Source organism: Leeuwenhoekiella sp. A16 (genome assembly GCF_047946675.1).
Taxonomy (GTDB): Bacteria; Bacteroidota; Bacteroidia; order Flavobacteriales; family Flavobacteriaceae; genus Leeuwenhoekiella.
The window spans coordinates 579,133-597,758 of sequence record NZ_CP172313.1 but is presented as its reverse complement, the minus strand read 5'-3'; the positions used below and the strand labels follow the sequence as shown (position 1 = coordinate 597,758).

General features: G+C 36.4%; 17 protein-coding genes. 15 read left to right on the top strand and 2 right to left on the bottom strand.

Going from position 1 to position 18,626, the window contains the following annotated elements:
* Window positions 1-2 precede the first annotated feature (2 nt).
* The 6 genes from ACH3O9_RS02500 to ACH3O9_RS02475 are packed head-to-tail and all read left to right on the top strand — an operon-like array spanning window position 3 to window position 6,948.
* On the top strand, window positions 3-1,001 hold the full coding sequence (locus ACH3O9_RS02500) for a glycosyltransferase family 2 protein (protein ID WP_416444056.1): 999 nt from the start codon (window positions 3-5) through the stop codon (window positions 999-1,001).
* The gene (locus tag ACH3O9_RS02495; protein ID WP_416444054.1) at window positions 998-2,113 is read left to right on the top strand and encodes a glycosyltransferase family 4 protein; all 1,116 of its coding nucleotides are present in this window, start codon (window positions 998-1,000) and stop codon (window positions 2,111-2,113) included. Before ACH3O9_RS02500 ends, ACH3O9_RS02495 begins: the two co-directional genes overlap by 4 nt.
* A gap of 1 nt (window position 2,114) precedes the next feature.
* Entirely contained in the window at window positions 2,115-3,197 is a 1,083-nt protein-coding gene (locus tag ACH3O9_RS02490; RefSeq protein ID WP_416444052.1) for a glycosyltransferase, read from the top strand.
* Window positions 3,178-4,566, top strand: a complete 1,389-nt coding sequence (locus ACH3O9_RS02485; protein ID WP_416444050.1) for an O-antigen ligase family protein — start codon at window positions 3,178-3,180, stop codon at window positions 4,564-4,566. Before ACH3O9_RS02490 ends, ACH3O9_RS02485 begins: the two co-directional genes overlap by 20 nt.
* Entirely contained in the window at window positions 4,502-5,518 is a 1,017-nt protein-coding gene (locus ACH3O9_RS02480; RefSeq protein ID WP_416444048.1) for a glycosyltransferase family 4 protein, read from the top strand. The genes ACH3O9_RS02485 and ACH3O9_RS02480 overlap by 65 nt, the downstream gene beginning before the upstream one ends.
* 35 nt (window positions 5,519-5,553) lie before the next feature.
* Window positions 5,554-6,948 (top strand): exopolysaccharide biosynthesis polyprenyl glycosylphosphotransferase, encoded by a 1,395-nt coding sequence (locus tag ACH3O9_RS02475; RefSeq protein ID WP_416444046.1) that lies wholly within the window; start codon window positions 5,554-5,556, stop codon window positions 6,946-6,948.
* Here the strand turns inward: ACH3O9_RS02475 and lnt are convergent, their stop codons facing one another.
* Window positions 6,949-8,559 (bottom strand): apolipoprotein N-acyltransferase, encoded by a 1,611-nt coding sequence (gene lnt, locus ACH3O9_RS02470; protein WP_416444044.1) that lies wholly within the window; start codon window positions 8,557-8,559, stop codon window positions 6,949-6,951.
* Between the two features lie 175 nt (window positions 8,560-8,734).
* Between lnt and ACH3O9_RS02465 the strand changes: the two genes are divergently transcribed.
* On the top strand, window positions 8,735-9,640 hold the full coding sequence (locus ACH3O9_RS02465) for a TIGR01777 family oxidoreductase (RefSeq protein WP_416444042.1): 906 nt from the start codon (window positions 8,735-8,737) through the stop codon (window positions 9,638-9,640).
* A 64-nt stretch (window positions 9,641-9,704) separates the two neighbouring features.
* Here the strand turns inward: ACH3O9_RS02465 and ACH3O9_RS02460 are convergent, their stop codons facing one another.
* Entirely contained in the window at window positions 9,705-10,376 is a 672-nt protein-coding gene (locus tag ACH3O9_RS02460) for a YceI family protein (RefSeq protein ID WP_416444040.1), read from the bottom strand.
* A gap of 154 nt (window positions 10,377-10,530) precedes the next feature.
* Between ACH3O9_RS02460 and ACH3O9_RS02455 the strand changes: the two genes are divergently transcribed.
* The 8 genes from ACH3O9_RS02455 to ACH3O9_RS02420 all read left to right on the top strand — a co-directional run bounded on the left by ACH3O9_RS02455 (window position 10,531) and on the right by ACH3O9_RS02420 (window position 18,623).
* Window positions 10,531-11,127 (top strand): nucleotide exchange factor GrpE, encoded by a 597-nt coding sequence (locus tag ACH3O9_RS02455; RefSeq protein WP_416444038.1) that lies wholly within the window; start codon window positions 10,531-10,533, stop codon window positions 11,125-11,127.
* Window positions 11,128-11,177: 50 nt separating this feature from the next.
* Entirely contained in the window at window positions 11,178-12,308 is a 1,131-nt protein-coding gene (gene dnaJ, locus ACH3O9_RS02450) for a molecular chaperone DnaJ (RefSeq protein ID WP_416444036.1), read from the top strand.
* Between the two features lie 207 nt (window positions 12,309-12,515).
* Window positions 12,516-13,472: an ABC transporter ATP-binding protein gene (locus tag ACH3O9_RS02445; RefSeq protein ID WP_416444032.1), complete on the top strand. Its 957-nt coding sequence runs from the start codon at window positions 12,516-12,518 to the stop codon at window positions 13,470-13,472.
* Window positions 13,472-14,761 (top strand): ABC transporter permease, encoded by a 1,290-nt coding sequence (locus tag ACH3O9_RS02440; RefSeq protein ID WP_416444030.1) that lies wholly within the window; start codon window positions 13,472-13,474, stop codon window positions 14,759-14,761. Before ACH3O9_RS02445 ends, ACH3O9_RS02440 begins: the two co-directional genes overlap by 1 nt.
* A 7-nt stretch (window positions 14,762-14,768) precedes the next feature.
* Window positions 14,769-15,692: a mechanosensitive ion channel family protein gene (locus ACH3O9_RS02435; protein ID WP_416444028.1), complete on the top strand. Its 924-nt coding sequence runs from the start codon at window positions 14,769-14,771 to the stop codon at window positions 15,690-15,692.
* A gap of 2 nt (window positions 15,693-15,694) precedes the next feature.
* Complete coding sequence (locus ACH3O9_RS02430; protein WP_416444026.1) at window positions 15,695-16,585, top strand: hypothetical protein; 891 nt, start codon at window positions 15,695-15,697, stop codon at window positions 16,583-16,585.
* A 2-nt stretch (window positions 16,586-16,587) separates the two neighbouring features.
* On the top strand, window positions 16,588-17,751 hold the full coding sequence (locus ACH3O9_RS02425; RefSeq protein WP_416444024.1) for a sigma-54-dependent transcriptional regulator: 1,164 nt from the start codon (window positions 16,588-16,590) through the stop codon (window positions 17,749-17,751).
* Window positions 17,748-18,623, top strand: a complete 876-nt coding sequence (locus tag ACH3O9_RS02420) for a PPK2 family polyphosphate kinase (RefSeq protein ID WP_416446609.1) — start codon at window positions 17,748-17,750, stop codon at window positions 18,621-18,623. The genes ACH3O9_RS02425 and ACH3O9_RS02420 overlap by 4 nt, the downstream gene beginning before the upstream one ends.
* Window positions 18,624-18,626 lie beyond the last annotated feature (3 nt).

Sequence of the window (18,626 nt, the reverse complement as noted above, 5' to 3'; positions counted from 1 at the left end):
TTATGAAATTATCCCTCATTATTTGTACATATCAAAGACCCGAAGCCCTTAGAAAACTTTTAGATTCTGTTGTTTTACAGACCGCAATACCTGATGAAATTATAATTGTTGATGGTTCTAGAGATGATTTGACGGGTAAAATGATTGAAGAAGTAGCGATAGATAATCTCAACTATTTTCGCGTAAGCGAAAAAGATCGAGGTCTAACGAAACAGCGCAATTTTGGTATAGAAAAAACTGATTTTGATACTGAAATTATCGCTTTTTTAGATGATGATGTAATTCTAAAGCCCGATTATTTTAAACAGTTACTTTTAGGATATCAATTACATCCAGAAGCTTTAGGAGTAGGAGGTTATATACTTGAAGATATTAAATGGCGTAAAGTTGCTAAAGAATACAAAGCTGAAGATAATGAGTTTTGCTATGATGGTTTTTGTAGGCCTGATGGGAGCAGATATGTGTTACGTAAGAAGTTAGGTCTAGATGCGGACCGCCCACCAGCGCATTTCCCTGAATTTGGCCATGGGCGTTCGGTAAGTTTTTTGCCGCCTTCGAGGAAAATTTATGAAGTTGAGCAATTAATGGGCGGCGTTTCTTCCTTTAAAAAAATTGTATTTGAAACACACAAATTCTCTGAATATTTTGAAGGTTATGGATTATATGAAGATGCAGATTTCACGTTGCGTGTAAGTAAAACAGGTAAACTTTTTGTTAATACAAATGCTCAACTCTATCACCACCATGAGGAGTCAGGTAGACCAGATCTTTATAAATATGGTAAAATGGTAATTCGCAATGGCTGGTATGTGTGGAGAGTTAAATTCCCTAATCCTTCTTTAAAAAACAGACTAAAATGGCACGCGACAGCTGGAGTTCTTACTTTTATTAGATTAACTAATGCAATGACATCATCTCATAAAAAACATGCTTTTTCGGAGGCTAAGGGGCGAATTTCTGGTTGGTTTAGTTTAATATTTAATGCACCCAGAATTAAATGAGATTTCTAATAATCAGTCATGCTCCACATATAAAAAGCGATAGCAGGTTATATGCTTATAGGCCGTATGTTAAAGAGATGAATATGTGGTTGAATCATGTTGATGATGTCGAGATTGTCGCTCCTAAATCAAATATTAAACCTACTTTAATTGATGAATCTTATGAAAAGAATGAAATTGAATTAACGGCAATACCAGAAATTTCACTAATATCTATTTCTAAGATACTGCGTGCAATTTTGCTTTCTCCCATGATTATGTATAGAATTTTCATAGCAATGAAAAAGGCAGATCATATTCATTTACGTTGCCCGGGAAATATTGGTTTGTTGGGTTGTTTCGTTCAAATCTTGTTTCCATATAAAACAAAAACAGCAAAGTATGCGGGGAATTGGGATCCTGACGCTAAACAGCCGTTGAGCTATAGGCTTCAGAAATATATATTAAACAATACCTTTCTCACAAGAAATATCAAGGTTTTGGTTTACGGCGAATGGCCAAAACAATCTAAAAATATTTTGTCATTTTTCACTGCCTCATATAGTATAAAAGATAAAGAGGAGGTCATTCTGCGTAAATATGATCTTCCGTTAAGGTTTTTATTTGTAGGTAGTCTATCGCAAGGTAAAAGGCCGCTTTATGCCTTAAAATTAGTAGAGGGAATTATAAAATTAGGTTTACCATCAGAAATTCATATTTATGGTGATGGCGTCTTAAAAAAGGAATTGCAACAATACGTCAATGAAAATAAATTAGAGAAATTTGTTTATTATCATGGCACGCAGACCGCAGAAGAAATAAAAGATGCTTATAAAAAAAGTCATTTTTTAATATTGCCATCAAAATCGGAGGGCTGGCCTAAAGTTGTAGCAGCAGAGGCAATGTGGTGGGGCGTGATACCAATCGTTACATCAATCTCTTGTGTGCCTTGGATGATTGGTAATGGGAGCAGGGGAATACTTCTAAAAGGCAGGTTGAAAAAAGACATCAAAAAAATAGAAAAGGAATTACAGAATAAAAATGCTTTACGCACAAAATCAAATAAAGCACAGTTATGGGCACGGAATTATACAGTTGAAAGATTTGAAAGTGAAATAACAAAACTGTTGTAATATGCGTATTCTACAAATTATTGATAGCTTAGCCATTGGCGGCGCAGAGAAAATGGCGATAAGTTATGCAAATGAGTTGCTAAAGTATGATGAAATAAAAGGTTCTTATTTATGTGCTACTCGCAGTGAAGGTGATCTTATAAAACAGCTCGATAAGCAAGTTGACTATGTATTTTTAGGAAGACAATCCACGTTTGATCTTAAAGCAATATTGAAATTGAGATCATTTATTCTTAAAAACAAGATTCAAATTATTCAGGCACATTCTACCTCATTTTTTATTGCTACAGTAATTAAAGCTCTATTGCCCAATAAAGTTACTCTCATCTGGCATGATCATTATGGCAATAGCACCTATCTTGAACAGAGACCTTTCAAAGCTTTAAAATTAGCTTCAACTTTTTTTGATCAAATATTTACTGTCAATTCTGACCTGGCCCATTGGTCAAGAAAGAAATTAAAATTTAAGAAGGTTCTTTGCATTAATAATTTTGTTGCTAATCCTGCGGAAATAAATCAGGATATTCAGATCTCAGGCACTCCCGGTTTCCGTATAGTGTGTCTTGCTAATTTAAGACCTCAAAAGAATCACCAAGGATTGCTGGATGCTTTTTCAATCGTTGTTAGGGATTTTCCTGAAAGTACTTTACATCTATTTGGCAAAAGTTTTAATGATGAGTATTCAAACAAAATTTTACACATTTTGAAAACAACCGACTTGAAAGAAAATATTTTCTATCATGGGGAAGTTGAAAATGTAAGAAGTTTTTTACCGCACTTCAATATAGGAGTGTTAGCTTCAAGTTCTGAAGGGTTACCATTAGCTTTGTTAGAATATGGTTTTGCAGGTTTAACAGTGGTTGCTACAGATGTGGGTGAGGTTAGAAAAGTTTTACAGGATAATGGGATTATAATACAGACCGGTAAAGCTGATCTTTTCGCGAAAGCCATCATAAAAATTTTTAATGATAAAGAATACGCAAAGGCTCTAGGAAGGAATTATAGAGAACATGTAAATAAAGAATATCTTGCAGATCACGTTTTGCCAGAGGTAATCAAGATCTATGAAAGCATTATTAGATAATCATTCTACCAGATACTTATGGCTATTAGTAGTTCATATAATTCTAGGACTTATAATTTATTTGTTCAAGCCCGTAAGTACTATTTACTTTTTAGGCATCCTGAGCTACTTCATCTTTTCAATTTTCAGATCACGTAATAAGCAAAATCAGGCTCTTGTTGCGGCGGCTTATATGATGGGAGGCGAAGTCTTTTTTAGAATGACGGGAAGCGCCATACCCTATGAAGCAGGAAAATACTGCGTTATATGCTTAATGCTACTGGGACTTTTTTTTAGTGGGACTACTAAAAGATCGGCGCCTTATTGGTTGTACTTGCTTTTACTCGTTCCCGGTCTTATTTATTCGGCTCAAACACTTAATTATGATACTGATATAAGAAAAGCTATCATTTTTAATTTAAGCGGTCCATTTTGCCTGGGTATTGCAGCTCTGTATTGCTTTGATAGAAGAATAACAAAAAAACAGTTCTATAATGTTTTATGGGCCATATTACTTCCTATAGTAACCATGACAGCTTTTCTTTTTGTGTTTACACCTGATACCAGAGATGTTCTTAATGGCACTTCCTCAAATTTTGCGCTTTCAGGTGGCTTTGGCCCCAATCAGGTGTCTACAATTTTGGGAATAGGAATGTTCATTCTTTTTATTTTGCTTTTTTCAGACAGTAAAAATTTGGTCATTTTCTTAGTAAACTTAGTTTTACTAATGCTTATTTCATATAGGGCAATATTAACTTTTAGCAGAGGTGGTGTATATACTGCAGCGATTGCAGCTGTATTATTTCTTATAATTTATATGCGCGGAGTACCGCGGGAGCGAGCTAGTAATATGAAGGCCTACGTCATAATTATTGCCGGGGCGATTTTTATTACCTGGTCTATCACGTCTATAAGAACGATGGGTTTAATAGATATGCGCTATGCCAATAAAGATGCGGCGGGAAGAATAAAAGAAGACCTTAGTACAGGACGAAAAGAATTGATCTCATCAGAATTGACCTTCTTTCTAAATAATCCTGTTCTCGGGATTGGCGTTGGTAAATCAAAAGAATACAGAGAAGCAAAGTATGGTATTGAATCTGCTTCACATAACGAACTTTCCCGATTGCTTTCTGAACATGGGATTTTTGGCTTGTGCGCCTTAGTTCTTTTGATTGCTGTACCTTTAGCATTTAGATTGCAGAATAGAAAAAACTATCTGTTTTATGCCTTTTTGGGTATGTGGTTTCTCACCATAAACCATTCATCTATGCGTATAGCGGCTCCGGCTCTAATGTATGCTCTGGCACTTTTAAATTTTGTAAATGAAAAGAAAAAGCCTGCTGTACATAGGCAACAAACTCAACCACAGATCGAGCACGCCCACTAATATTGAGAGTTTAGGTTCTTTTCTTGAGCAGGAGGGTTTTGATGTGAAATATGCTTCGGGAGTAAAAAATAAATTTTTGCGTCTTGCACATATGTTGGCGGCTACTGTACTTTATTCAAAAAAAGCTAACTATGTTTTAATCGATACCTATAGCACAACTAATTTTTGGTATGCGGTTTCAGTTGCTAAATTGTGCAGCTTCTTAAAGCTGAGATATATACCTATTTTACATGGCGGAAATCTCCCACAGCGCTACAAAAAATCGCCTTTAAACAGTGAAAAACTGCTTAAAAATGCACATAAATCGGTAGCTCCCTCACCATTTTTGTTCAATTTTTTTAAAAAGGAAGGATACAATAACTTGATCTACATTCCTAACTCTATTGATCTTTCGATTTACAATTACAAAAAGAGAGAAACTTTCAAGCCAAAGCTACTCTGGGTAAGATCTTTTGCAGGTATTTATAATCCTTTAATGGCATTAAAAGTTCTGGAGATCCTCTTAAAAAATTATCCCGGTGCCACACTTTGTATGGTAGGACCCGAAAAAGATGGCTCTTTAAAAACCTGCCAGATATATGCAAAAAGCCGCCAATTACCGGTAATTTTCAGCGGGAAATTAGAAAAAGAGGAGTGGGTTGATCTGTCTAAAGAATATGATATTTTTATTAATACAACTCATTATGACAACACGCCTGTAAGTGTCATTGAGGCAATGGCGCTTGGTCTTGCTGTCGTTTCTACAAATGTTGGCGGGATTCCTTTTTTGCTCGAGAATGAAAAAGATGCGCTGCTTGTAGATTATGATGACACAGAAGCTTTCGCGAAAGCGATTACTGTATTAATCAATGATTCTGTAAAATCTCAAATGCTTGCGTTTAACGCCAGAAGGAAGGTTGAAAAATTTGACTGGGAGGTTGTGAAAAAGCAGTGGATTGAGTTATTGAATTAAAAAGGTTAATTTAGGCACACCAAATCTACGCCCCGATGTCTTGGTTACCCGATATTCATTTTGAAATATCTGAGCGGAAAGTCCTTCTCCGTATCATGGACATTGTTTTCATATTTTCTTTCCTAATCATTATTTCAGAATGGTATAATGTCAATTATTTTATAATTGATAATGAGCATTACATCTGGGTAATTGTATTGGTTGTTTATTATTCGCTGTTTGCTACTATTTTTGAAATGTATGATCTCAAAAAAGCATCCAGTTTTCAATCTACCTTAAAAAATGCCACATTAGCCGTATCGTCAACGACATTATTCTATATTCTCACACCCTTTTTAACTCCCGTACTTCCTGATAATAGACTACAGATTTTGTCATTTTATTTGGCTATTCTTGGTGGAGTTATAATCTGGAGATATGCTTATTTTTCTTTTATTACATCACCCAGATTCTTTAAAAAAGTTCTTGTTGTAGGAGACTCTTTTGATATTAATAGAATCGTTACAAACCTGCATCAGGCAGATCCTAATTATAAGGTAGTTGGCTTTAGTAATACAGATAGTGAAAATACAATTGCAGCTGACCCCAGTCTTAAAAATGTGAGTATTGACAAGCTTCCTCAGTTTATTAAAAAAGAAGGGATTTCTGAAATTGTGGTTGCCAGTTCATATGCAGAGGGTGTAAGTATTTCTCTTTATAACCAGCTCATAAAACTGCTTGAGAATGGCTTTAGCATACGAGAATACACACAGGTTTATGAAGAGATCACTCAACGTGTGCCAATAGAATATGTAGAAAAGGATTTTTATAAATTTTTTCCATTTAACAGGAGCAACCGCAACCGGTTTTATCTATTTTTTAATCGCGTATTTGATGTTTTATTCGCGCTTTTCTGCCTGACTTTTACCCTGGCTATTTTACCATTTATTATTCTGGGAAATGCTTTAGGTAACAAAGGCTCTCTGTTTTATCTCCAGGAGCGTATTGGGCAAAACGGAAAGCCATTTAAAATAGTGAAATTTCGCACTATGCAGCCTGATCCTTACAAAGAGGAAAAGCAATATTCAGATCGAGCTGAGCGAAAAATCACATGGTTTGGTAATGTACTACGCAGAACGCGCTTTGACGAACTCCCACAATGCTTTAATATTCTAAAAGGAGACATGAGCTTAATAGGACCACGGCCAGAAAGACCGCTTATCGCGAAAGAGCTCGCAGGTATAGTTCCCTTTTATGAAACCAGACATGTTGTAAAGCCCGGTCTTACTGGGTGGGCGCAGGTGATGATGAGCAGATATGGCACTTCTTATGATGATGCACTGGTTAAACTACAGTACGATCTGTACTACATTAAAAAACGTACGCTCTTTTTAGATATAGATATTCTCATTAAGACAATAAGTACTATAATCTACTTTAGGGGGCAGTAATTATTTTTTCTCTCTCTTGTATGGAACAAGCGCAAAAAGGAAAATAAAAATCGCCGGAAAAATCGCCATTCTAGCCAAATAATCGCCATATTTTACATAAAAAGTGACATTTTCATTTTTATTTAAACTACCTGAAATTGTTCCTTGTATTCCGTATCCCAGTTGTTTCTCGATCTCACCTTTTTGATTAATAATTGCTGAAATGCCTGTGTTTGCACTGCGCGCAATACTTCTTCTTGTTTCTATAGCTCTTAACCTCGCGTAATTTAAATGCTGCTTATGGCCTTGAGTGTCCTGCCACCAGGCGTCATTAGTGATAACAGCCAGAAACTGTGCGCCGTTCTGTACATAACCGGTTACAAATTCGCCATAAACCGATTCATAACAAATTATAGGTGCAACAGCTGTACTATCTGTTCCTTCAAAAATGCTCCTGTTTTCCTGCTTGGTTTTCATTGCCACAGTACCACCCAGATCAAGCATAACATCTCCTAAAAGTGGTTTTAAAAAACTTTGATAGGGAAAATTTTCAACTCCTACCACAAGTTTACTTTTATGATAGATCTGGCTTGTGTCTTTACTATTTAGCAAAATAGCCGAATTGAAAAAATCACCCCAAATAGGTTCTCCCATTCTGTCTTTCCCCAGATAATTGCTTGTTGTTATGATGTTATTTTCGTCATGATAAAGTCGGTAAAACTGAATGCCGGCCAGATAATTAAGATGTGGATATTTGCTTAAAAAATCAATTGCTTTAATGCGTTCTGGTGTGTATCTAAAATTGCGTAGATCGACGCCAAAACCTTCAGCCAAAACAGTTTCGGGAGCGATAAGGAAATCTGTTTTCTGCGTTAAAACTTCTGAAGCCTGCGAGAAAAGCAGGTCAGCAATGCGTTCATTAGTGGTGTTGTATTTTTCGGTGTAGGGATCAATATTTGGTTGCAGAATAACAACATCTACAGGATCTATTTTTTCGTCGTAAGAACGAAGAATAAATTGAGATATCACTATCGGTATAAAAAGCAGTAGAGCAAATTGAATTCCCGCTCTTATAAGAATTGGCCTCTCTTTATAAATTTTATATTTCAGTACAGCTGAGAAAACGATGAAGTTGCCCAGCAAAATCCATAGCGTACCACCAAAGGTTCCTGTATATTCATACCACTGTATCCAGCTCGTATAAGTCGCAAAAGCATTACCTAGATTGAGCCACGGCCATGAGAATTCCCAACTTAAATGCAGTTTTTCAAAAAGCATCCATACGCAAAGTAGAAAGATTAGGCTAACTTTAAAACTTTGTTTTTTGCTTACGAAATAGTAAAGCTGCCATACGATTGCCATTAGTAGCGCATTTGCCAAAACAGCAAACCACATTCCAAATGCTGTAGAGTAGTACAACCACCAGGTTGTGCAAATATTAAAGATAAAAAATGTGAGATATGCCAAGCCAAAAACTGACATACCTTTGCGTTTGGCGTTAGATAGTCGTATTGACCTTGTTACCATTAACAAAGGGACAAAGCTAAAAAACAGTAAAAGGGGAAAACCGTAAGTAGGCCAGCCCAGGGCAAGTAAAAATCCCGAAATAAGGGCAAAAAGTAAGCTTTTCATATAAATTATTGGGATTTAAAGATAAGGTGACCACTATCACTATGCAAATACCTTTGCCTTGAAATAATAGTGATTTTTGGGTAGGAATTTTTTTAAAATAAAATTCTTGTTAAACCTATTTTAAAATATGGTTAAACAAATCAGAATGCGCTTAACTTCGGCATAAAATACTTTTATGAAGGTTTTAATTACAGGCGCAACAGGACTAATAGGTAAAGCCATTACTTCTCTGTGTCTAGATCAGGATATTGAAGTAAACTACCTTACTACCAGCACAGATAAAATTAAGACTGAAAAACTGTACAAAGGTTTTTTATGGAATCCTGAAATGCAAACTATAGATAAGCGGGCCTTTGATGGTGTAGACACTATAATTCATCTGGCTGGTGCTAGTATTGCACAGCGGTGGACAGAACCTCACAAAAAAGAAATTATAGAAAGCCGAATAAATACAACAAATCTGCTTTTTAATACCATCGCTTCAATTGACCATAAGGTTAGGAAGTTCATTTCAGCCAGTGCGATAGGTGCTTACCCAAGTTCCTATACACATTATTATAAAGAGGATTATCCTGAATATAATCAAGGTTTTTTAGGTGAAGTGGTAGAACAGTGGGAGAAAGCCGCAGATCAATTTTTAGCGATTGATATTGACGTTCTGAAAATTCGCGTAGGCGTTGTACTCGCTAAAGAGGGGGGCGCATTGCCTCAACTTGTCAAACCAATAAAATATTATGCAGGAGCGCCATTGGGAAATGGTGAGCAATGGCAATCATGGATTCATATTGCAGATCTGGCCGGTATTTTCGTGTTCTGTTTAAAAAATAAAATCAGTGGTACTTTTAATGCAGTTGCGCCTAACGCCGTAACAAATGAGGAGTTGACAAAGGCGTCTGCAAAAGCCTTACATAAACCACTTTTTTTGCCTAATGTACCTGCATTTGCCCTGAGAGCTGCTCTGGGAGAAATGGCAGATGTTGTTTTAGAAAGTCAGCGGGCAAGCTCAGAACATATTCAGAATGAAGGATATGAATTTCAATTTGCCTATCTGGAGGAAGCTCTTGAAAATCTTTTGAAGTAGTTTTAATAAAAAACGCCTGAATCGATTCTAGATTCAGGCGTTAATTAGATTGTTTTGCTTGATTTTACATTTGCTGCTTAGCAACAATATCTAATGTAAGCTCAATATCATCATTGATGAATTTATCACCAAGATTATCAAAAACAGATTTAGAACCATAGTTTACATTCCAGTCTGTACGATTGATTGTAAACGTTTCAGATTTAAGAGTCATAGTACTTCCGGCAACTTCATAAGTAACAGGAAACTGAATATTTTTCTTAACGTCTTTAATAGTTAAGTTTCCAGCCATGATTTTTTTACCATCTTGCTCAGAAATACCGGTAATTTCAAAAGCTGCGGTAGGATATTTCTGCACATTAAAGAAATCTCCTTCTTTACCTTCTACAGTTCCTTTTAAGTGATTTTCAAGATTAGTCTTTTGCTCACCTTCAAGATCTGTATCTTCTATTGTAGTCATATCTATTAAAAAAGTACCACTTATAGTATCTCCTTCAACTTTTACAACCCCAGATTCTAACTTTACATTACCTGTATGAGTTCCTGTAGGTTTTTTACCCGCCCACTCAATGTTAGAGGCTTCATGATCTACCATGAATTTAGTAGCTTGCGTGCTTGCCATTGCAGCAGTTTCCGCATCAGCGGCATCAGTAGCATTTTTTTTATCTCCCTTGCAAGAAACTGTCGCCGTGAGAAGCGCAGCCATAGCAAATAGACTTATGATTCTTGTTTTCATTAGTAAATGGTTTTAAGTGTTAATTAAGGGTCAAAAATATGGGATTGTAGGAGATAACCTCTTAAATTAAATATAAAATATAGCGGTGACATTTTGACATTTTATTTTAATTGGCAGTACTTTTGCCGTGTTAAGTCAAAAATCAGAAGAAGCAATGAGTCAAAATGATAAAAATGAAGATTTGGTTCAAGACCAATCAGAAGAAATAAAGAATAACGGACAGGAAGTTACTGAAGATCAGGACCAGACCGAAAATATAGAAATGGAAGACGTAGAAAACGAGCAGGAGCAAACTGAAAATTCTGAACTGGAATCTTATAAAGCAGATCTGGAAAAGGAAAAAGATAAGTTTTTAAGACTGTTTGCAGATTTTGAGAATTACAAAAGACGTACTGCAAAAGAGCGAATAGATCTTTTTAAAACAGCCGGTCAGGAAGTGATGCAATCTATGCTTCCCGTACTTGATGATTTTGATCGTGCAATGGTAGAAATTGCTAAAGCCGAAGATAAGAACCTTACTAAAGGTGTGGAGTTAATTAGCAATAAGCTAAGAGAAACTTTACGAGCTAAAGGTTTAACCGAAATGAAAGTAGGAGAAGGCGATACCTTTGATGCAGAAATACACGAAGCTATAACACAAATCCCTGCTCCTAAAAAGAGCCTAAAGGGTAAAGTTGTAGACGTTGTAGAAAAGGGTTATATGCTGGGTGACAGAATAATTAGATTCCCAAAAGTGGTTGTAGGACAATAGTGATTTTGTCAGTAACTAAAAGAGTCTAAAAACAGAGAGAAAGAAAATTCATGAAAGAAGATTATTACGACATATTAGGCATTAGTAAAGATGCTTCTACCGCACAGATTAAAAAAGCATACCGTAAAAAGGCAATAGAATTTCACCCAGATAAAAATCCCGGTGATTCTAATGCTGAAGATATGTTTAAAAAAGCTGCTGAGGCGTATGAAGTACTTGGTGATGAAAATAAACGTGCCCGTTACGATCAATACGGTCACCAGGCCTTTGAAGGAGGATTTGGTGGTGGTGCCGGTGGCGGCATGAATATGGAAGATATATTCAGCCAGTTTGGTGATATTTTTGGCAGCGCTTTTGGCGGTGGCGGAGGAGGTTTTTCAGGCTTTGGAGGCGGTTTTAGTGGCGGTCAGCGCAGAGTTAAAGGCAGTAACCTGCGTATTCGTGTAAAGCTAACTTTGGAAGAGATCGCTAACGGTGTTGAGAAGAAGATAAAGGTACGCCGTAAAAAACAAGCTAGTGGTACTACTTATAAGACATGTGGTACTTGTAACGGTGCAGGCCAGGTAACACGAGTTACTAATACGATTTTGGGTCGCATGCAAACTGCAACAGCTTGTACAACTTGTGGCGGTTCTGGTCAGGTTATAGATTCTAAACCTGCAGATGCTGATGCACAAGGCATGAAAACAATAGATGAAACTGTTTCTATAAAAATTCCTGCTGGTGTAGTAGAAGGGATGCAGCTTAAAGTCTCAAGTAAAGGTAATGAAGCTCCTGGCAATGGGGTGCCTGGTGACCTTCTTGTAGTTATTGAAGAGCAAGAACACGAGACTTTAAAAAGAGAAGGAGATAATTTGCATCATGATCTTTATGTTAGTGTGCCAGAAGCAATTTTGGGAACTAGTAAAGAAATTGATACAGTTACCGGTAAAGTTCGTATTAAAATTGATGAGGGTACACAGAGTGGTAAAATCTTGCGCTTACGCGGAAAAGGTATTCCTTCAATTAATGGTTATGGTCGCGGTGATCTGTTAGTTCATGTAAATGTATGGACGCCTAAAGATCTCAATAGAGAGCAAAAAGAATTTTTTGAGAAAATGCTAACTGATGAGCATTTTCTTCCAAAACCTCAAAAAGAGGATAAGTCATTTTTTGAGAAAGTGAAAGATATGTTCTCTTAAATTAACAACTTATTAAGAAAAAGTGTATATTTGAATATCACTAATGACTAATTGGTGATATTTTTCTTTTTCATAGCAATTTTTTTCCCATCCTTGATGTCAATTAAGGGTGGGTTTTTGTTTGTACTAATGCGAGATACTAAATAATTCTTAAGAGGTCTATTGCCTCAAAGCTTTTCAATATCTTTAGCCAATATTTATCTATTTATGAATGACCTCCTTGCTGCAGACCATGTTTCTAAGAAATTTGGCAAGTACACGGCGCTCAATGATTTATCTATTTCTGTTCCACAAGGAAGTGTTTTTGGGCTCCTTGGTCCTAACGGGGCAGGTAAAACTACATTGATTCGTATCATTAACCAGATTACCATGCCAGATGAAGGGCATGTGTATTTAAGTGGTGAGCCCTTACAGCACAAGCATATTATAAACATAGGTTATATGCCAGAAGAACGCGGGCTGTATAAATCTATGAAAGTAGGTGAGCAGGTTCTTTATTTAGCTCAGCTAAAGGGGATGACTAAAGCCAGAGCTAAAGAGAAAAGTCTATATTGGTTTAAAAGACTTGGCATGGACGACTGGTGGGATAAAAAGATTCAGGAATTATCTAAGGGGCAAGCGCAAAAGGTGCAGTTTATAGTAACGGTTCTTCATGATCCTAAGTTGCTCATTTTTGATGAACCTTTTAGCGGTTTTGACCCCATAAACGCGATTTTAATAAAAGATGAAATCCTAAAGTTAAGGGATGAGGGAGCAACGGTTATTTTTTCTACTCACAGAATGGAGTCTGTTGAAGAAATGTGTGATCACATTGCTCTTATGAATAAATCTAACAAGATACTAGATGGTAATCTTGCCACAATTAAAAGGAACTATAGATCAAACACTTTTGAAATAGGGATTGAAACTCATGATGACAGTAGGTCTAGCCTTGAATCATTACAAGCTACTTTATTGGCAGAAATGGCCGATAATTGGGAGGTTGAACCGGCTTTTTTTAAAACTATTCATGAAAATGACCTTAAGCTGAAAGTAAAGATACCTGAAAGTATGACCGCAAATGATCTGCTCATGTATCTCACAGGTAAAGGAACCGTTAATCACTTTATAGAAGTGATTCCTACGGTAAATGAAATTTTTATTGAAAAAATAAATGCCAATTAATGGGGACGTTAGGCTTAATTATTAAAAGGGAATATAACGCCCGTGTACGCAATAAGTCATTCATAGTAATGACATTTTTGAGCCCTTTAATTGGGGTAGGCATGATCATGCTTATAATTTATCTTACTCAACTTAATCAGGATTCGCAACGTACTATAGTGGTGGTTGATGAATCCGGGCTTTTTTATAAGGAGTTTGAAAGCACTTCTGCGCTTAACTTTCTTGATGTATCACCTGCCGGTCTTGATAATGGTATGAACATGGTCAAGGAAAACTCCTATTACGGTTTGCTTTATATACCAGCAAATGTAAAACAGCAGCCAAGTACGGTCAAGTTTTTTGGCGATGAGGTTCCGGGTTATACTACTCTGGACAGGATGGAGGAGCAGATAGAAAAAAAGCTTACCGATGAAAAACTTATAGACAGAGGCGTTGATCTGGATTTAATAGATCAATCAAAAACCAAAGTCTCAATCAATATTGAAAACTTTACAGGAGAACGTACCTCTAAGGTATCTAACTGGATAAAAGCTGGCTTTGGTGGTGCCGCCGGTTATTTATTAATGATGTTTATAATCATATATGGAAATATGGTTATGCGCAGTGTGATTGAAGAAAAGACAAATCGTATTATTGAAGTAATAATATCTTCCGTTAAGCCTTTTAAATTGATGATGGGTAAGATCATAGGTACAACTCTTGCCGGTATTACGCAATTTAGCATTTGGATATTGATAGGTGGTACCTTACTTTTTATATTAAGCACATATTTGGGTCTAGATCCTTCTTCTACTCAAACTCCTGTAGGTAATATGGGAGCTACAGATCTGGATAAGATAGAGCTTATAGTCTTAGATATTCTTAATCTGCCTCTTCTCAAACTTGCGCTATATTTCATTATATACTTTATAGGTGGATACTTCCTTTATAGCTCATTTTATGCAGCCATTGGTGCAGCGGTAGATAGTGAAACAGATACACAGCAATTTATGCTGCCTATTATAATGCCTTTAATGCTGGCGATTTATGTAGGTTTATTTTCAGTAATTGAGAATCCGCACGGTACTGTTTCAACTGCCTTTTCTATAATACCACTTACTTCGCCTATAGTTATGCTTATGCGTATTCCGTTTGGGGTGCCATGGTGGGAGCTTGCAATTTCGGTTACTCTTCTTGTCGCAACTTTTATGCTAACGGTATGGTTTGGTTCAAAAATATACAGAGTAGGAATATTGATGTATGGTAAAAAGGCATCCTACAAGGAGATTGTAAAGTGGTTAAAGTATTAATTACCATATGCAGCAGGAGCAGATAGGAGATAAAGTAAATGTTGACGTTGACAAGGTAAAAGATGTCATAGAGCAGGATATTTGGGGTAGTATACTTGATTTTCTTGATCTTAGTATAAAAATAGGTCACGGTGAGAAACCTATTACTTTCACGGTAGGTCAGTTGCTTCTTGTGATCATTATTTTTATTGTTACCAGTGTAGTCTTGAGAGGGCTAAGGAGTTTTATAACTCGCAAGATGGACAAAGAGAACGAGCTGAAATTCATCAGCATATTCAAGTTCTTTAAGTACATCGTCTATCTCGTTGTTATCCTGATTACTTTAAGCGCATCTGGAATAGATATTACTGTTCTAATTACCGCCTCTGCCGCACTTTTTGTCGGGTTAGGTCTTGCTCTTCAGGAATTATTTCAGGATATAATAGGTGGTATTTTTATTATTGTAGATAAGTCTTTAGCTGTGGGTGATGTTGTAGAGGTTGATGGTAAAGTAGGCAGAATATTTGAGATAAATCTTAGAACTACAAGAGCGTTAACTCGAGATGATAAAGTCATTATCGTACCCAACCACAAATTTGTAAGCGATACAATATATAATTATACTCAAAATCATAAAACCACCAGAGAGTCTGTAAAAGTAGGTGTAGCCTATGGCAGCGATACAGCTCTGGTTAAAAAAATATTATTAGACTGCGCATCCCGTCAAAACGGAGTAATTAAAAGTCCTAAACCTTCTGTATTGTTTGAAGATTTTGGAGACTCAGCACTTCTTTTTGGCATATACTTTTTTATCAATGATAGTTTTGTAGACCCTCGCATTAAGAGTGAGATACGATTTAGAATAGACGATGAATTCCGTAAGAATAATATCTCAATACCTTTCCCCCAGAGAGATATTCATTTCTACCCTACAAATACTCCTAAACCCTAAATATGAAAAATTTACTTCCTACTTTGCTTATCTGCCTCTTATGTGCAGCAATTTCTCAGGCGCAAACAACAGATTTGGCCAGAATAGAATACATGAATATTCCATTCTCAAAATCTAAGAATTCCATAAGCCGGTTTCGTGCTTTGGCCCAGCTACCCATACCACTGGACGACGAAAAAAATAAATTCTTAGTTGTGGGTTTAGAGTATCGATACATAGATATAGATATTAAAGATCCTGTCCCTATGGGGTTTAATCCTGATATTGTAAATTCAGTGCAGCGAATTGAAGGATATTTAGGTTATACTTTCAACGTGAGTGAAAACTGGCGCTTTGGTATTCGTGGTGGTGCGCGTATTAATTCTAATCTTCAGGAGAAAATAGGCAGTGACGATATTATTTATACTGCTGCGGTATATATGATCAATGATATGAAAGATGCATCTGAAACAAAACCTTACAGATGGATCTTCGGTTTAAATTATTCTACAACTCCCGGAAGAAATTACCCACTGCCGCTGGTGAATTATTACAGAGAGTTTCATCCTAACTGGACGTATACTTTAGGTGTACCTAAAACAAATGTGAGGCACTATTTAAATGATGATCATAAAGATGCACTGCAAGCCTTTGTAACTTTAGATAACTTTTTCTCTAATATTCAGCAAAACGCTGTTATTGATAATAAACTAGCAGAGAATATAAGTATGACAATTGTATTATCTGGATTGGGATATGAGCATTTCTTTACAGAGCATCTTCTATATTATGCTTACGCAACGCATTCAATTTATAATGATTTTCGTTTAAGGGATAATGATAGAAATACAATTTATACATTTAACGATGATAACACATTCTATTTTAGAACAGGTGTAAAATTTAAATTCTAAATATGGCTAGAATACTCATAATAGAAGACGAAGCAGCTATAAGAAGAGTACTGGTAAAAATACTATCAGAAGAAAGTAAGGAATACATTGTCGAGGAGGCAGAGGATGGCCTTACCGGAATGGAAAAAATTAAGGAAGCAGATTATGATCTGGTGCTTTGCGATATCAAAATGCCAAAAATGGATGGTGTTGAGGTTCTCGAAGCTACCCGTAAAATAAAACCAGAGATTCCTGTGGTTATGATCTCTGGTCACGGCGATCTGGATACTGCAGTAAATACAATGCGTTTAGGAGCTTTTGATTACATATCAAAACCGCCTGATCTCAATAGATTACTAAATACGGTGAGAAATGCTGTAGACAGAAAGTCTTTGGTTACCGAAAATACCATGCTTAAGAAAAAAGTTGGTAAGCAATATGAGATGGTGGGTGAAAGTGATGCTATACAGAAGATCAAAGATATAATCGAAAAAGTAGCACCTACTGAAGCCAGAGTACTTATAACTGGTCCTAATGGTACGGGTAAGGAGCTTGTTGCACACTGGCTACATGAAAAAAGTGATCGCTCAAAAGGACCTTTAATAGAGGTTAACTGTGCAGCTATACCTTCAGAGCTGATTGAAAGTGAGCTTTTTGGTCATGTAAAAGGTGCTTTTACATCGGCTAATAAAGACAGGGCAGGAAAGTTTGAAGCAGCAAATGGCGGGACTATTTTTCTTGATGAAATTGGTGATATGAGCCTTTCGGCGCAAGCCAAAGTTTTACGGGCGCTACAAGAAAGTAAAGTTTCCCGTGTGGGAAGCGATAAAGACATTAAAGTAAATGTGCGGGTCATAGCGGCCACAAATAAAAACTTAAGTGAGGAGATAGAAGAAGGACGGTTTAGAGAAGATCTCTACCATCGTCTTGCTGTTATTCTCGTAAAAGTACCTTCTCTTAATGAGAGACGGGATGATATCCCTTTACTGGTTAATTATTTTTCGCAAAAAATTGCCAGCGAGCAGGGTACAGGATTAAAAACCTTTACGGCGAAAGCTCTGGAGAAGTTGCAGGAATATGACTGGACAGGAAATATAAGAGAACTGCGTAATGTAGTTGAGCGACTAATAATTTTAGGAGGTAGTGAAGTATCTGAAGAAGATGTTGAACTATTTGCCAGTAAATAAAGGCTATGAATTTAGATAAGTATAAAATCACTTCGCATATCAAGATTAGTGAGTTAGAATCACACGAAGATCTTGGTAAAAAAAGTGAGCTGGAAGATGAATTAAATAATGTAAGTGAAAAGCTGGCAGATATCCAGAATGCGATGTATGCACACGATAAATATGCAGTGCTTATTTGCATTCAGGGTATGGATACTTCGGGTAAAGATAGTTTGATACGCGAGGTTTTTAAGAATCTAAACGCACGCGGCGTTGTTGTTCATAGTTTTAAGTCACCAAGTGAAATTGAGCTTGATCACGATTATTTATGGAGACACTATATCGCGCTGCCGGCCAGAGGTAAATTTGGTGTATTTAACAGAACGCATTATGAGAATGTATTGGTTACACGTGTGCATCCTGAATACATTTTAAATGAAAGACTGCCCGGGATCAATTCTGTTGATGATATAGATGAGTCTTTCTGGGAAAAACGTTTTGAGCAGATCAATGATTTTGAAAAAACTATAGCTCAAAATGGTACCATTATATTTAAATTTTATTTAAACCTTTCTAAAGATGAGCAAAAACACAGATTGCTTAGAAGACTGAAAAAGAAGAACAAAAACTGGAAGTTTTCGGCAGGAGATCTTGAAGAAAGAAAAAGGTGGGATGATTATATTTCCTGCTATGAAGAAGCGATAAATAAAACATCAAAACCTCATGCCCCGTGGTATGTTATACCTGCAGATGACAAGCCAAGCGCTCGCCTTATTCTTGCGAAAATCCTACTTGAAGAAATGTCAAAATATAAGGATATCAAAGAGCCTGAACTTGATGAAAAGACAAAAGCAAATATTGAAGATTATAAGCGCCAATTAGAAGCCGAATAAACC